The organism is Frigoribacterium sp. VKM Ac-2530 (assembly GCF_015350835.1).
In the GTDB taxonomy this organism is placed as follows: Bacteria; Actinomycetota; Actinomycetes; order Actinomycetales; family Microbacteriaceae; genus Frigoribacterium.
In genome coordinates, this window is record NZ_JADKSE010000002.1 from 153,191 (window position 1) to 168,105 (window position 14,915).

General features: G+C 73.3%; 12 protein-coding genes. 8 read left to right on the forward strand and 4 right to left on the reverse strand.

Going from position 1 to position 14,915, the window contains the following annotated elements; all coding sequences use genetic code 11:
* Nucleotides 1-54: 54 nt before the first annotated feature.
* The gene (locus ITJ48_RS09625) at nt 55-1,059 is read left to right on the forward strand and encodes a cation diffusion facilitator family transporter (RefSeq protein ID WP_194613519.1); all 1,005 of its coding nucleotides are present in this window, start codon (nt 55-57) and stop codon (nt 1,057-1,059) included.
* Between the two features lie 88 nt (nt 1,060-1,147).
* On the opposite strand, the gene ITJ48_RS09630 is transcribed toward ITJ48_RS09625, so the two are convergent.
* On the reverse strand, nt 1,148-2,365 hold the full coding sequence (locus tag ITJ48_RS09630; protein WP_194613520.1) for an LPXTG cell wall anchor domain-containing protein: 1,218 nt from the start codon (nt 2,363-2,365) through the stop codon (nt 1,148-1,150).
* Nucleotides 2,366-2,625: 260 nt separating this feature from the next.
* Between ITJ48_RS09630 and ITJ48_RS09635 the strand changes: the two genes are divergently transcribed.
* Nucleotides 2,626-3,126 (forward strand): GtrA family protein, encoded by a 501-nt coding sequence (locus ITJ48_RS09635; protein WP_194614402.1) that lies wholly within the window; start codon nt 2,626-2,628, stop codon nt 3,124-3,126.
* Here the strand turns inward: ITJ48_RS09635 and ITJ48_RS09640 are convergent.
* The gene (locus ITJ48_RS09640) at nt 3,123-3,755 is read right to left on the reverse strand and encodes a TetR/AcrR family transcriptional regulator (protein ID WP_194613521.1); all 633 of its coding nucleotides are present in this window, start codon (nt 3,753-3,755) and stop codon (nt 3,123-3,125) included. The two genes, ITJ48_RS09635 and ITJ48_RS09640, sit on opposite strands and share 4 nt — an antisense overlap.
* A 91-nt stretch (nt 3,756-3,846) precedes the next feature.
* Here ITJ48_RS09640 and ITJ48_RS09645 point away from each other — a divergent pair, with 91 nt between their 5' ends.
* The 4 genes from ITJ48_RS09645 to ITJ48_RS09660 are packed head-to-tail and all read left to right on the forward strand — an operon-like array spanning nt 3,847 to nt 9,167.
* Nucleotides 3,847-5,484, forward strand: a complete 1,638-nt coding sequence (locus ITJ48_RS09645) for an ABC transporter substrate-binding protein (RefSeq protein ID WP_194613522.1) — start codon at nt 3,847-3,849, stop codon at nt 5,482-5,484.
* Entirely contained in the window at nt 5,462-6,529 is a 1,068-nt protein-coding gene (locus ITJ48_RS09650; protein WP_194613523.1) for an ABC transporter permease, read from the forward strand. The genes ITJ48_RS09645 and ITJ48_RS09650 overlap by 23 nt, the downstream gene beginning before the upstream one ends.
* Before the next feature lie 5 nt (nt 6,530-6,534).
* Complete coding sequence (locus ITJ48_RS09655; RefSeq protein WP_370544963.1) at nt 6,535-7,404, forward strand: ABC transporter permease; 870 nt, start codon at nt 6,535-6,537, stop codon at nt 7,402-7,404.
* On the forward strand, nt 7,401-9,167 hold the full coding sequence (locus ITJ48_RS09660; RefSeq protein ID WP_194613525.1) for an ABC transporter ATP-binding protein: 1,767 nt from the start codon (nt 7,401-7,403) through the stop codon (nt 9,165-9,167). Before ITJ48_RS09655 ends, ITJ48_RS09660 begins: the two co-directional genes overlap by 4 nt.
* 130 nt (nt 9,168-9,297) lie before the next feature.
* Here the strand turns inward: ITJ48_RS09660 and proP are convergent, their stop codons facing one another.
* Nucleotides 9,298-10,827 (reverse strand): glycine betaine/L-proline transporter ProP, encoded by a 1,530-nt coding sequence (gene proP / locus ITJ48_RS09665; RefSeq protein WP_194613526.1) that lies wholly within the window; start codon nt 10,825-10,827, stop codon nt 9,298-9,300.
* A gap of 270 nt (nt 10,828-11,097) precedes the next feature.
* Between proP and valS the strand changes: the two genes are divergently transcribed.
* Nucleotides 11,098-13,722 carry a valine--tRNA ligase gene (gene valS / locus ITJ48_RS09670; RefSeq protein ID WP_228506850.1) on the forward strand — a complete coding sequence of 875 codons (2,625 nt, stop codon included), beginning with the start codon at nt 11,098-11,100 and terminating at the stop codon, nt 13,720-13,722.
* Nucleotides 13,722-13,976: a hypothetical protein gene (locus tag ITJ48_RS09675; RefSeq protein WP_194613527.1), complete on the forward strand. Its 255-nt coding sequence runs from the start codon at nt 13,722-13,724 to the stop codon at nt 13,974-13,976. The genes valS and ITJ48_RS09675 overlap by 1 nt, the downstream gene beginning before the upstream one ends.
* A 49-nt stretch (nt 13,977-14,025) precedes the next feature.
* Here ITJ48_RS09675 and ITJ48_RS09680 read toward each other — a convergent pair whose 3' ends face one another.
* Nucleotides 14,026-14,880 carry a class I SAM-dependent methyltransferase gene (locus ITJ48_RS09680; RefSeq protein WP_194613528.1) on the reverse strand — a complete coding sequence of 285 codons (855 nt, stop codon included), beginning with the start codon at nt 14,878-14,880 and terminating at the stop codon, nt 14,026-14,028.
* Between the last annotated feature and the right edge of the window lie 35 nt (nt 14,881-14,915).

The following is a 14,915-nucleotide window of genomic DNA, read 5'->3' on the forward strand; positions in this document are numbered from 1 at the left end:
TACGAGCCGAGGAGGCGGGACGCGATCAGGTGCAGGCAGTGCAGAATCGGCATCATGACACCAGAGCCCTCCGCGGCGCCGCCCGCGGCGACCGAGCCGCCTACCGAGCCCGGCGCCGGGTCCGCACCGAAGCCCGAGAGCACGACGACGGTGATCGTGGCGTTCCTCGCGAACCTGCTGATCGCCGTGGCGAAGACCGTCGCGGCGTTCCTCACGGGCTCCGCGTCGATGGTGGCCGAGTCGGCGCACTCGTGGGCCGACACGGGCAACGAGATCTTCCTGTTCATCGCCGACAAGCGCGGCGTCAAGCAGAGGGACGACGACCACCCCCTCGGCTACGGCAAGGAGACCTACGTCTGGTCGATGTTCGCGGCGTTCGGGCTCTTCACCGTCGGCGCCGTGGTGTCGATCCAGCACGGCATCTCCCAGCTCGGCGCGGCCGAGGAGGCCGAGGACTACCTGGTGAACTACGTCGTGCTCGGGGTGGCCTTCCTGCTCGAGGGCACGTCGTTCCTCCAGGCCTTCCGCCAGGCCCGCGGCAGCGCCCGGGCCGGGCAGGTCCCCACCCTGCGCTTCGTGCTGCGCAGCTCGAACTCGACGCTGCGTGCCGTCTTCGCCGAGGACGCCGCCGCCCTCGTCGGCCTGCTCATCGCGTTCCTCGGCATCTTCCTGCACCAGATCACCGGCTCGGCCGTCTTCGACGCGGTCGGCTCGATCCTCGTCGGCGTGCTCCTCGGCGTCGTCGCCCTCGTGCTCGTCGACCGCAACCGCCGGTTCCTCGTGGGCGAGAGCCCGAGCGACGAGCTCGAGACGACGGTGCTCGAGCGCCTGCTCGCCCGGCCCGAGATCGCCCGCGTCACCTACCTGCACACGGAGTTCGTCGGCCCGAGCCGTCTCTACCTGGTCGCCGCCGTCGACATGACGGGCGACGACACCGAGGAGCACGTCGCCGTCGCCCTCCGCCGCGTGGAGCGCGAGCTCGAGGAGCACGACGTCGTCGAGGAGGCGGTGCTCACCCTCTCGACACCGGACGAGCCGAGCCTGCAGCCGCGTCGCTGACCGCGCCCTGCTCGGCCCTGCCGACGACGAGGGCCCGCCTCCCCTCGGGGAGACGGGCCCTCGAGCTTCCGCTCGACCGGACGTGAGGTCAGGCCCGGCGTGCCCTCCTGGCCACGACCAGCGAGGCCCCTCCGAGCAGGACCAGGCCCGTGCCGACGAGTCCGGCCCACGGCGTGGCCTCGTCCGTGCCGGTGGACGCGAGAGCACGCGGCAGGGACGGGACGACGGACCGCGCCGGCACGACGGGCACGACCGCGGTCGTCTCCACGACGGGCAGGACGGCCGGGGAGGCGGGGGCGGCCGGAGCAGTGTCCGGCTCGACCACCAGGACGTCGATCGAGTCGAAGGTCGAGCGCAGCGACGTCGCGAAGCCGTTCGCGTCGACGGACTGCTGTGCAGCAGAGACGCGCCACGATCCGTACGGCATCCAGACCACGTCCTGCCACGATCCGTCCGCGGCGACGAGGGGAGCCTCGTCGTCGTAGCCCCAGGGCACGACGGGGTCCAGTGCGAGCAGGTCGACGTCGATGACCGCACCGGGCGCTCCCGTTCCCGACAGCTCGATCGCGCCGGTGCTGAAGTCGCCCGAGGAGTACGGGACGCCCACGACGGCGGCCCCCGTGGCCGGCGTGACGAGGACCGGCGCAGGCAGGGGCGCCAGGGCCGGGACGACGACGCGGCGCTGCACCGAGCCGAGGTCTCGTCCGTCAGGGCTCGTCACCTGGACGGTGACGACGTGCTCGACGGGCACGGTGGACGCCTCGAGGAAGAACGCCTGCGAGATGCTCGTGCCGGACGAGGGCTCGTAGCGTCCGCCTCCATCGGGCGAGCTGCTCATCCGAACCGCGCTGCCCTCCGGCACCTCTGCGGTCACGACCACACCGGCGGACGGGAGCACGGCGCCGTCGAGCGGACTGGTCACCGAGAACTCCGTGGGCTCCGCGTCGACCTGCGCCGCAGCGTCACCGGTGGCAGGTGCCTCGGAGGCCGGCGCCGCCGCTTCCTCAGGCTCGACGGCCTCGGGCTCCGCGGCCTCCCCAGGCTCGGGGTCCACGGACTCCTCGGGCTCGACGGCGTCGGGTTCCCCGGCCTCCTCAGGCTCGACGGCCTCGGCCGGCACCTCGACAGCAGGCGCCCCCGCGCCCTCGTCCGCCGCGATCGCGTCCTCGGGAGCGGCGGACGCCGCCTCCGTGGTCGCGATCGGCGCGGGCTCGGCCAGCGCGGGCGCGGCAGTCAGGGCGACTCCCCCGAGAGTCAGCGCGACGATCGTCGGAAGCGCGAGCGCGACCGCCTTGTAGTCCTTCATGATGTGTCCGTCCCCGTGGGAAGCAAGGCCGCAGCGCTCCTCCCCACCCCCGGAGCGCCGGCCCCGGCGGTGTCGATGCCTGCCGGTGATCAGAACGTACCGACTCGAGACGCCCTCAGGACGCGCCATGAGCGATCCTCGTCCTCTCGTCGGGCAACATCATCCTGGAGACGTAGGGCCCCCTCGCCGCGCGCGTGCGTTGAGGGGACAACGCCCGGCGCCTTCTTAGGGAGCCCCTGTAGCGTCGATCCGTGCGCACGATGATCCGGCTGGCCAAGGCCCACCCCTCCGCCCTCCGCTTCCTCGTGGTCGGCGGCATCGGGTTCGTCATCACCATGGTGATCAACTACGGTCTCAAGCTCTTCGTCATCCCGCAGCACCCGGTGACCGCGCTGTCGCTCGGCATCATCGTCGCGACGGTCGTGTCGTACTGGATGAACAAGAAATGGTCGTTCGACGACCGCGGCGACCGCCACACCGGCCAGGAGATGCTGCTCTTCGTCGTCGTCAGCGTCATCGGCGTCGCCATCAACTCGGCGCCCCTCTACCTCTCGCGCTACGGCCTCGGCTTCGAGGTGCCTCAGGTCTCGCGTACGACGCAGGAGATCGCCGACTTCGTCAGCGGCCCCGTGATCGGCACCGCGCTGGCGATGGTGTTCCGCTACTGGGCCATGAACAAGTGGGTGTTCCCGAAGCGCGCTCAGCTCGACGACGTGCTGTCCCCCGTCTCGCCGTCGACCGCCTCCACCCCCACGGCCTAGGCGTCGACGGGCCGGTCGGCGCGCGCGAGGCCGTCGGCCACGGGGGCCAGCGCAGCCGCGACCTCCTCGTGCAGGGCCCGTCGGCGGACGCCCGCCCTGGCCCACGTCACGACCGCCGTCGACGCCGCCGCGAGCAGGCACGACGCCGCGACCTCGCTCCGGACGTCGCCGCGAGGCACGCCCTCCGACTCGCAGAGGAACGACGCCACCGTCGCGCGGATGCGCACGAGGCGCACGGCCGCGGAGGCCACGAGGTCGTCGCCGAGCCCCATCGCGTCCGACTGGGTGAGTGCCCACGGCACACGGTCGGCGGGGTGCGCGGCCGCCAGCTGCACCAGCGCCGACTCGACCCTCCGCACGGTCGACGGCCCCGAGGAGGCGCGGAGGACGTCCCCGAGGCCCGCCGCGGTCGCGTCCAGGTCGAGCCAGAACGTGTCCGCCTTCGACTCGAAGTAGTTGAAGAACGTGCCGCGGCTCACCCCTGCCCGCTGCGCGATCTGGTCGACCGTCGTGCTCGACCAGCCCTGCTCGAGGAACAGCTCGGCCGCGGCGTCCGCCAGGACGTCGGCCGACGAGCGACGGGGACGGCCCGAGGGCCGGCCGGTGCGGGGTCCCGTCTCGCCTGACATGGGGACCATCATGCCGCTAGACTCGTCCACGGCCTTCTTGTACCGAGTGCAAGAAGGTCGCCCGACGTCGTCACCCACCTCCCGGAGCCCCATGCGCACGCGCTCACTCCCCCTGCTCGCCCTCGCCTCGGCCGGCGCCCTGCTGCTCGCGGGCTGCGCCTCCGGCGGCGACGCCTCCGACGACGGGACCCCACGAGCGGGCGGCACCCTGACCTACGCCACCGGCGACGCCGAGCCGACCTGCCTCGACCCCCACGTCGGCGGCAACTACCCGCAGGCGCTCGTCTCGACGCAGTACCTCGAGTCGCTCGTGTCGAAGGACTCCGAGGGCGAGGTCGTGCCGTGGCTCGCCGACTCGTGGGAGGAGTCGGACGACGGCCTCAGCTGGACCTTCACGCTGCGCGACGACGTCTCGTTCACCGACGGCACGCCCTTCGACGCTGCCGCGGTCGCCGCCAACGTCGCGCACCTGCAGGACCCGGAGACGCTCTCGTCGACCGGCTACCTCGCCCTGCAGAAGGTCACCGGCGTCGAGGCCGTCGACGCCCGGACCGCCCGCTTCGACCTCAGCGAGCCCGACAGCGCGCTGCTCGAGTCACTCACGCAGCCGTGGCTCGCCATGGAGTCGCCGGAGGCGCTCGAGCGCTCCCAGGAGGTGAACTGCGAGTCGCCCGTCGGCACCGGCCCCTTCGTGGTCGAGTCGTGGACGAAGCAGGACCGCGTCGTCCTGACCCGCAACGACGACTACGCGTCGCCGCCCGCCGACGCCGACCACGACGGCCCTGCCCACCTCGACGAGGTCGTCTGGCGCTTCATCCCGGACTCCGCGGCCCGCTACGCGGCCCTCCAGGCCGGCCAGGTCGACGTGATCGACAACGTGCAGCCCGACACCCTCGTCGCGGCCGAGAAGGACGACTCGCTCGACGAGATCGACGCGCCCCGCCCCGGCGCCGCGAACCGGATCGAGCTGAACTCGGGCAAGGCCCCCTTCGACGACGAGCGGGTACGGCAGGCCTTCATCACCGGGGTCGACGTGAACGACGGCATCGACTCGCTCTTCTTCGGCACGGCAGACCGGTCGTACTCGGCCCTGTCGAGCGTCGAGCCCCTGGCGTACTCCGACGAGTCGCTGTTCGACGTGGACCCCGACGCCGCCGGCGAGCTGCTCGACGAGGCCGGCTGGACGGAGCGAGACTCCGACGGCTACCGCACCAAGGGCGGCGAGCGCCTCTCCCTCGAGTTCCCCGTGAGCACGAACCAGTCGATCCCCGCCGAGCAGTCGCTCTTCGAGCAGATCCAGGCCGGCGCGAAGCAGCTGGGCATCGAGGTCGTGCTGTCTCCCCTCGACCTGTCGAGCTGGTACGGCGCCCTCGCCGAGAACGACTACGACCTGGTCAGCGCGCCGTACACGAAGGTCGGACCCGACGTGCTGCGCATCCTGTACGACACGGCCGGCATCACGCCCGCGCCGAGCGGCTACTTCGCCAACCTGGCGCAGCTGAGCGATCCTGCCCTCGACCAGCTGCTCACCGACGCCGCGCAGACGAGCGACCCCGACGAGCGGGCCGACCTCTACCAGCAGGCTCAGCAGATCGTCCTCGAGAGCTACACGGTGCTGCCGCTCTACGACCAGCAGAACCACTACCTCGTGCGCTCGTCCGTGACCGGCGTCCGCGCCCTGCCGCCGGTCTCGGCCGTCACCCTGTATGACGCTTCCCGTACCGACTGAGCCGGGGCGCGACGCCGCGGCGGGCCGCGCCTCCTCGACCGCTCCCCCCACCACGGACGACGCGTCCTCCCCGTCGCCCGCGAGGCCGGAGCGCAGGAGGCGCGGGCGCGCGGCAGCGGCGGCCCGGTGGCTGACCGGTCGCGTCGTCGGCGGCGTGGTCGTGCTCTGGGCGGTCGCGACGATGGTCTTCTTCGCGATCCGGCTGGTGCCCGGTGACCCCGCCGAGGCGATCCTCGGGGGTCCGGGGTCGCAGGTGTCGGCCGAGGCGCTGGCGCTGGTGCGCGAGCAGTACGGGCTGGACGACCCGCTCCTCCTGCAGTACCTGGCCCAGCTCGGCCGTCTCGCGACCGGCGACCTCGGCACCTCGTACTCGCTCCGCACGGACGTCGGCGCGCTGCTGCTCGACCAGCTGCCCGGCACGGTCGTGCTGGCGGCGTGCGCGCTGGCCGTCGCCTGGCTGATCGCGCTGGGGACCGCCTGGTGGGCCACCCTGGGCGGCCGGGTCGCCGCCGCGGTCTCGTCCGGCCTCGAGGTCGTGGCGGCCGCGGTGCCCCATTTCTGGCTCGGCAGCGTGCTCGTGCTGGTGCTCAGCACCCAGCTCGGCCTCCTGCCCCCGGTGAGCACCGGCACCCCGATCGGCCTCGTGCTGCCGGTGGTGACGCTGGCCGTGCCGGTGGCCGGGTTCCTCGGCCAGGTGACGCGCGACTCCCTGCTGGACGCGGCGTCGTCGCCGTTCGCCCTCTCCGCCCGCGCCCGGGGCGAGTCGACCTCGGGGCTCTTCGGGCGGCACCTGCTGCGGCACGCCGCCCTTCCCGGCCTGGCCCTCTCCGGCTGGGCCTTCGGCTCGCTGCTGAGCGGGGCGGTCGTCGTCGAGTCCGTCTTCGCCCGGCCCGGCCTCGGCCGCACCCTGCTCGGGGCCGTGACGCTGCGGGACATCCCCCTCGTCACCGGCGTGGCCCTCGTCTCCGCGCTCTCGTACGTGGTCGTCGTGGCCCTCGGCGACCTGGCCGAGCGGCTCGTGGACCCTCGGGTGCGCGCGTCGTGAGCGTCGTGTCGAGCACCCGGCCGCCTCGTGACCGGCTCCGCAGCTGGTCGCCGCGCAGCCGCCTCCGCGTCCCGGAGGTCGTCGCCGCCGTCGCCCTCGCGCTCGTCGTCGTGGCGGCGGTCGCCCCGGGGCTGCTCGCCCCCGCCGACCCCCTGGCCGTCTCGCCGACCGACGCGTTCACGGCCCCGTCGCTCGCGCACCCCCTCGGCACGGACGAGTCCGGTCGGGGCATCTGGACCCGCATCGTCCACGGAGCCGGCGCGAGCCTCGCGATCGGCGCCGCGGCGACGGTGATCGGCACGGGCCTCGGCGTCGTCCTCGGCGTGGCCGCGGGCTTCGGGGGCGGGCGCCTGCCGGGGCGGGTCGCCGACGTGGCGGTGTCGCGCCTCCTCGAGGTCATGTTCGCGCTGCCGGGGCTGCTGCTCGCGCTCGTCGTCATCGCGTTCACGGGGCCGGGCGCCCTGCCCGCGACCGTCGCCGTCGGCCTCGCCACGGCGCCGGGCTACGCGCGCATCGTGCGGAGCCAGGTCGTCCGCGTCCGACGCTCGGCGATGGTCGAGGCCGCGGTCGTGCTGGGCCGTCGCCCCGCGACCGTGCTCCGGCGGCACGTGCTGCCGAACGCCCTCGCGCCCGTCGTCGTGCTCGCGACGCTGGGCCTCGGCCAGGCCGTCGTCTGGGCGTCGTCGCTCAGCTACCTCGGCCTCGGTGCGCCTCCGCCCGCCCCGGAGTGGGGCGCCATGCTCTCGGCGGGCCGCCTGTACGTCACGAGCGCGTGGTGGATGACGGTGTTCCCCGGGCTCGCCGTGGTGCTGACCGCCGCCTCGGCGACGGTGCTCGGCCGGGGGCTCGCGCGCCGGGGCGGAGGAGCCTCGTGACCGCCTCCGCTCCCCTCCTCGTCGTCGACGACCTCCGCGTGTCGTTCGGCTCCGGCCCGGTCGTCGACGGGGTCTCGTTCACGCTCGCGGCCGGCGAGTGCGTCGCGATCGTGGGCGAGTCGGGATCAGGCAAGAGCGTGACGGCGCGGGCGTTGCTCGGGCTCACGGGCGGGACGGTCGCCTCGCGTCGGCTGACGCTCGGCGACACCGACCTCGCCGGCCTCGGCGAGCGTGCCTGGCGTCGGGTGCGCGGCGCCCGGGTGGGCCTCGTGCTGCAGGACGCTCTCGTGTCGCTCGACCCGCTCCGCCCGATCGGCCGGGAGATCGACGACGCGCTCCGGCTGCACACGCGGCTGACGCCCCGCCAGCGGCGGGAGCGGGCCCTGGAGGCGCTGGTCGAGGTGGGCATGCCCGACCCGGAGGCGCGGCTCGGCTCCCGCTCGGGCGAGCTGTCGGGCGGGCTGCGCCAGCGGGCGCTGATCGCGGCCGCCCTCGCCGTCCGGCCCGAGCTGGTCGTGGCCGACGAGCCGACCACCGCGCTCGACGCCGAGGTGCAGCGGGTCGTCGTCGACCGGCTGCGCGCGCTGCGCGACGGGGGGACGGCCGTGCTGATGATCAGCCACGACCTCGGCGTCGTGCGCCGGCTGGCCGACCGGGTCGTCGTGATGCGGGCGGGCGAGGTCGTCGAGACCGGGCCGACCGCCGAGGTGCTCGACGCGCCCGAGCACGAGTACACGCGCATGCTCGTCGCGGCCCTGCCTGCCGGGGCGCCCCGCGGCACGCGGCTGTCCGCTCCGGCCGCCGCGAGCGCCGCCGCGCTGCCGGACGTCGATCGGCCCGCGCCTGCGACCCAGACGCCGACTCGTGCCGTGTCTTCCCCCATGAACCGCGAACCGGACCATGAACCAGGACATATCGCGGTTCATGGTCCGGAACGCGGTTCATCGCGCGCGCAGGCGGAGGCGGAAGCGGCGGCGGCACGGGCGCTCGACGCGCCCGTCGTGCTCTCCGCGAGCGGCCTCCGCCGTGTGTTCCCGGCGCGCGGCGCCGTGCCCGACCGGGTCGCCGTCGACGACGTCTCCCTCGAGCTGCGCGCGGGCGAGACGCTCGGCCTGGTGGGCGCCTCCGGGAGCGGCAAGACGACGACCGCGCGCCTCCTGCTCGGGCTGGACGCCCCCGACGCCGGCACGGTCCAGCTGCTGGGCGAGCCGTGGGCGCCCCTGCACGAGCGGGACCGCCGTGCCCGACGTCCGCTGCTGGGCGCGATCTACCAGGACCCGGCGAGCTCGTTCGACCCCCGGCTGCCGGTGGGCAGGCTGCTCGCCGATGCACTGACGGGCGGCGACCGCACGCGCGTCCGCAGCGATGCCCTGCGTCGTGACGTGCTGGCGCTGCTCGGCCGGGTCGGGCTCGCGGCCGACCTGGCCGACCGGGGCACCGCCTCCTTGTCGGGAGGTCAGCGGCAGCGCGTGGCGATCGCCCGCGCCCTGGCCGCGCGCCCGAGGGTCATCGTCTGCGACGAGCCGGTGTCGGCCCTCGACGTCTCGGTGCAGGCCCAGGTGCTCGACCTGCTCGACGATCTGCAGCGCGAGGAGGGCCTGGCGTACCTCCTCATCTCGCACGACCTCGACGTCGTCCGGCACATGGCCGACCGCGTCGCGGTGATGCAGCACGGGCGGGTCGTCGAGCAGGGCCGGACGGCCGACGTGTTCGCGGCCCCCCAGCACGAGCACACGCGTGCCCTGCTCGCGGCGCGCCCCTAGCGCGGGGCCGCCCTGCCGCGCCGGGCCGCGCGGCTGCGCCGACACCCCTGAGAACCGCGGAGACCCCTCGGCGCGCACGCGGGTGCGCGCGGGTCCGAGGGGTCTCGACGTGACGGGCGGTGCGGGGGCGCTAGGCCTTCGCGGACGCCTCGTCGTCAGCGGGCGGGCGGACCACCTGGATCGGCCCCGACTCCGCGAACGCCAGCGCCCAGTCCGACTTCGACACGTCGCTCGACTCGTCCGAGTACGCCGCGATCAGCTCCTGGGCCTCGGCGTCGGTCGCGACGGACGGGCCCGAGCCCAGCAGCGGCTCGTTGGCGGTCTCCTTCGTGAACGAGACGGCGACGAGGCCGATCACCGCGGCGGCCATCAGGTAGAACGCGGGGATGTCGTGGGCCCAGCCGAAGCCGCGGCCCTCCGCCCAGACGACCAGCGCCTCCGTGGCGAGGGGGGTGGTCCCGCCGAAGAGCGACACCGACACGTTGAACGCGATCGCGAGGGCGCCGTAGCGGATGATCGTCGGGAACAGCGCGGGCAGCGTCGAGGGCATCGTCGACGTGAAGGTGACGAGCACGAGGCCGAGCACGAGCAGGCCCGCGAACGACAGCACGCCGTTGTCGCTCTGCACCATGCGGAGCGCCGGGAACGACAGCACCAGGAACCCGATGCAGCCGGCGAAGAGCACGGGCCGGCGACCGAAGCGGTCGCTGAGCCGCCCGCCGAACGTGATGACGAGCATCATCAGGACCATCACCACGATGATGAAGAGCAGCCCGCTCGTCGCGTCGCGGCCGAGGGTGTTGGTCAGGTAGGTCGGCATGTACGACAGCAGCATGTAGTCGGTCACGTTGAAGACCAGCACGAGGCCGACGCAGACGATCAGCGCACGCCAGTTCTCGCGGAACAGCTTGAGGAACGGGACCTTCTGGTGCTCGCGCTCGGACGCCTCCGCCTGCTGCTTCTGGAACGCGGGGGTCTCCTCGAGCTTGAGGCGCAGGTAGAGGCCGATCAGGCCGAGCGGGCCGGCGACGATGAACGGGATGCGCCAGCCCCAGCCGAGCAGCGCTTCCTCGCTCAGGCCGAGCTGCAGGGCGGTCACGAGGGAGGCGCCGAGCACGTAGCCGCCGAGGGTGCCGAACTCGAGCCACGAGCCCATGAAGCCGCGGCGCTTGTCGGGCGAGTACTCGGCGATGAAGGTCGCGGCGCCGCCGTACTCGCCGCCGGTCGAGAAGCCCTGCAGGAGGCGCGCCAGCAGCAGCAGGATCGGGGCCCAGATGCCGATGGTCGCGTACGACGGGATGAGGCCGATCGCCAGCGTGCCCGCGGCCATGAGGATCATGGTCATGGCGAGCACCTTCTGCCGGCCGATGCGGTCGCCGAGCGGGCCGAAGAACGCGCCGCCGATCGGGCGGACCACGAAGGCCGCGGTGAAGGTGCCGAAGGTGAAGAGGATGTTGAGAGCGTCGTTCCCGGGCGGGAAGAAGACCTGCGCGATGGTCGTCGTGATGTAGGCGTAGACGCCGAAGTCGAACCACTCCATGGCGTTGCCGAGCGCGGCGGCGCTGACGGCGCGCTTGAGCATCGACTCCTCGACGACGGTGACGTCGTCCGTGGTGAGCTCGCGGCGCGCGGCCTTCGGGCTGTTCTTGCGGGCAGACATGTGTCGGGATACCTCCGGGTGGTCGGACGGAGCGCGACCACGGTGTCGGGCAAAACCGGACGAGGCTAACAGAGACCGGCATGTCAGATCCAGTGCAGTGCTCGCAACAGTGCCCTGACCGCATCTTTCCTCGCCGACGACCACGACGCCTCCTGCGCTGCCGCCTCGTGGCCACCCCGGTCGCGGCCCCCGCCGCGCGTACACTGGGGCAGTCCCACAACCAGGCGCCTCCCCACCGACACGGCGCCGCCCACAGAACCGGAGCAGCCCATGACGTCACCGATGCCCGAGAAGCCCGCCCTCGAGGGGCTGGAGGCCCGCTGGGGCCAGGTCTGGGAGGAGTCGGGCACCTACCGGTTCGACCGTGACCAGGCGACGCGCGCCTCCGTGTTCTCGATCGACACCCCGCCGCCGACCGCGTCGGGCAGCCTGCACATCGGCCACGTCTTCAGCTACACGCACACCGACGTCAAGGCGCGGTTCGAGCGCATGCGCGGCGCCAGCGTCTTCTACCCGATGGGCTGGGACGACAACGGCCTGCCGACCGAGCGTCGCGTGCAGAACTTCTACGGGGTGCGCTGCGACCCGTCGCTCCCCTACGACGCGTCGTTCACGCCGCCCTTCGAGGGCGGCGACGGCAAGTCGGCCAAGGCCGCCGACCAGGTGCCGATCTCGCGCCGCAACTTCGTCGAGCTCTGCGAGCGCCTCACCGTCGAGGACGAGAAGCAGTTCGAGGACGTCTGGCGCAAGCTCGGCCTCTCGGTCGACTGGACGCAGAGCTACCGCACCATCGACGACCGCTCGCAGGCGATGGCGCAGAAGGGGTTCCTCCGCAACCTCGCCCGCGGCGAGGCCTACCAGGCCGACGCTCCCACCCTGTGGGACGTCACCTTCCGCACCGCGGTCGCGCAGGCCGAGCTGGAGGACAAGGAGGTGCCGGGCGCGTACCACAAGCTCGCCTTCCACCGCACCGACGGCGAGGGCGACGTGCTCATCGACACGACGCGTCCCGAGCTGCTCCCCGCCTGCGTGGCCCTCGTCGCGCACCCCGACGACGAGCGCTACCAGGCCCTCTTCGGCACCACCGTGCGCTCGCCGCTCTTCGACGTCGAGGTCCCCGTGGTGGCGCACCACCTCGCCCAGCCCGACAAGGGCTCGGGCATCGCCATGGTCTGCACCTTCGGCGACACGAACGACGTGGTGTGGTGGCGCGAGCTGCAGCTGCCGAACCGTGCCGTGATCGGCTTCGACGGCCGCTTCGTCAGCGAGGCCCCGGCCGCGATCGAGTCGGAGGCGGGTCGCGAGGCCTACGCCCAGCTCGCCGGCAAGACCGTCTTCAGCGCCAAGGCCGCGATCGTCGAGCAGCTGACCGCCTCGGGCGAGCTGATCGGCGAGATCCGGAAGATCTCGCACCCCGTCAAGTTCTTCGAGAAGGGCGACAAGCCGCTCGAGATCGTCTCGACCCGGCAGTGGTACATCGTCAACGGCGCCCGCGACGAGGCCCTGCGGCAGTCGCTGCTCGAGCGCGGCCGCGAGGTCGGGTTCCACCCCGACTTCATGCGCGTGCGCTACGAGAACTGGGTCAACGGCCTGAACGGCGACTGGCTCATCTCGCGGCAGCGCTTCTTCGGCGTGCCGCTGCCCGTCTGGTACCCCCTCGACGCCGACGGCAACCCCGTCTTCGACGACGTCATCGTGCCCGACGAGGCGTCGCTGCCCGTCGACCCGTCGAGCGACCCGGCGCCCGGCTACGACGAGTCGCAGCGCGGCGTGCCCGGCGGGTTCCAGGGCGAGCTCGACGTCATGGACACGTGGGCCACCTCGTCGCTCACGCCCCAGCTCGCCGGCGGCTGGGAGGCCGACCCCGAGCTGTTCGAGCTCGTGTTCCCGTACTCCCTGCGCCCGCAGGGCCAGGACATCATCCGCACCTGGCTGTTCTCGACGGCGCTCCGCTCGCAGCTCGAGCACGGCACGGTCCCGTGGACCGACGCCTCCATCTCGGGCTTCATCGTCGACCCCGACCGCAAGAAGATGTCGAAGTCGAAGGGCAACGTCGTCACGCCGGCCGCGATGCTCGACGACCACGGCTCCGACGCGGTCCGCTACTGGGCCGCCTCCAGCCGCCTGGGCACCGACGCGGCCTTCGACCCGCAGAACCCGAAGCAGATCAAGATCGGCCGCCGCCTGGCGATCAAGGTGCTCAACGCGGCGAAGTTCGTGTACTCGTTCGAGCTGCCGTCGGGCGAGTTCACGATCACCGAGCCGCTCGACCGCGACCTGCTCGCGTCGTTCGCCGCCGTCGTCGACACCGCGACCGAGGCGCTGGTCGGCTACGACCACGCCCGCGCGCTCGAGGTCACCGAGAAGTTCTTCTGGACCTTCTGCGACGACTACCTCGAGCTCGTCAAGGAGCGCGCCTACGGGGCGACGACTCCGGCCGAGCAGGCCTCGGCCGTGCTCGCCCTGCGCACGACGATCGACGGCCTGCTGCGCCTGCTGGCGCCCTACCTGCCGTTCGCGACGGAGGAGGTCTGGTCGTGGACCCACGACGACTCCGTGCACCGCGCCTCCTGGCCGACCGCCGCCGAGCTCGGCGAGGTGGGTTCGCCCACCGGCCTGCTCGGCCTCGTCGGCGAGGCGCTGATCGGCGTCCGCCGGGCGAAGTCCGACGCCAAGGCCTCGCAGAAGACGCCCGTCGTCTCGGCGACCATCTCGGCGCCGGCCGACCAGCTCGAGGTGCTCCGCGGGGCCACCTCCGACCTGGCCGCCGTGGGCAAGATCCAGTCGCTGGACTTCGTCGAGGGCGAGTCGCTGGCCGTGACCGCGATCGAGCTGGGCGAGCTGCCGGATGCCTCTGCGGCCGCCGGCGCCCCGACCCCGGCTGCGGGCGCCTGATGCAGCTCGGCACGCGCTGGAACGTGGGAGGCGCGGCTCCGGCCAGCCTCCCTGCCCCCGTGCTCGGGGCGGTCGTCCAGGTCGAGCGCGAGCTCGCCGACGAGGGCGTCGACGCGTCGGCCTGGCGCTGGACGCTCACGTACCTCGAGCACCGGCCCGTGGTCGAGCTCGACGACGGCACGGTGATCCGCGTCGACGCCGTCACGGGCGAGGCGCACGTGCACGCCCCCGACGACGTCCCCGACGAGGACTAGCCCGGGCCGGGCGCCCACCCCCGCGTCCTCGAGCTCGCCGAGACTCGGGTCAGGCGCGGGCGACGACCTCGCCGTGCGGCATGAGCAGCCACCCGTCGGGCGCGTCGCGCCACGCGCGCCACGCGTCGGCGATCCCGTGCAGCTCGGCGTCGGTCGCGACCCCCTTCGCGATCGCGTCCCCGTGGAACGCCGACTCGGTCGCGCGCGCGGCCCAGCTGTCGCCCCACCAGGTGCGCTCCTCGTCCGAGGCGAAGCACCACGAGGAGGCGGTGCTCACGACCGCCTCGAGGCCGGCCTCGAGCGCCCAGCCCTTGAGGCGCCTCCCGGCGTCGGGCTCGCCGCCGTTGCCGCGGTGCACCTGCTGGTAGACGTCCATCCACCGGTCGAGGCCGGGCGACTCCGGGGCCCAGATGGTGCCGTGGTAATCGACCTCTCGCGCGGCGACGACTCCCCCGGGCCGAGCGACCCGGCGCATCTCGCGGAGCGCCCCGACGGGATCCGCCACGTGCTGGAGCACCTGATGCGCGTGCACGACGTCGAACGTGTCGTCGTCGAACGGCAGCTCGTACAGGTCGGCCGTGACGAACTCGACGTTCTCCACTCCTCGCGCGTCCGCGAGTTCGGCGGCCTGTGCCACGATCCCGGCCGCCGCGTCGACCCCGACGACGTGCCCGGGGGCGAGCCGCTCGGCGAGGTCGACGGTGATCGTGCCCGGCCCGCACCCGACGTCCAGCAGCGACAGCCCGGGACGGAGGTACGGCACGAGGTAGGCGGCGCTGTTCTCGACCGTGCGCCACGCGTGGCTCCGCAGCACGCTCTCGTGGTGCCCGTGGGTGTACGTCGCGCGCGGTGCGGTGGGTCCGCCCGGTGCGGTCGGCTCGCGCCGTGCGGTCGGTTCGCTCATGTGCCCGACCCTAGCGAGCCTCCTAGTGTGGGCGG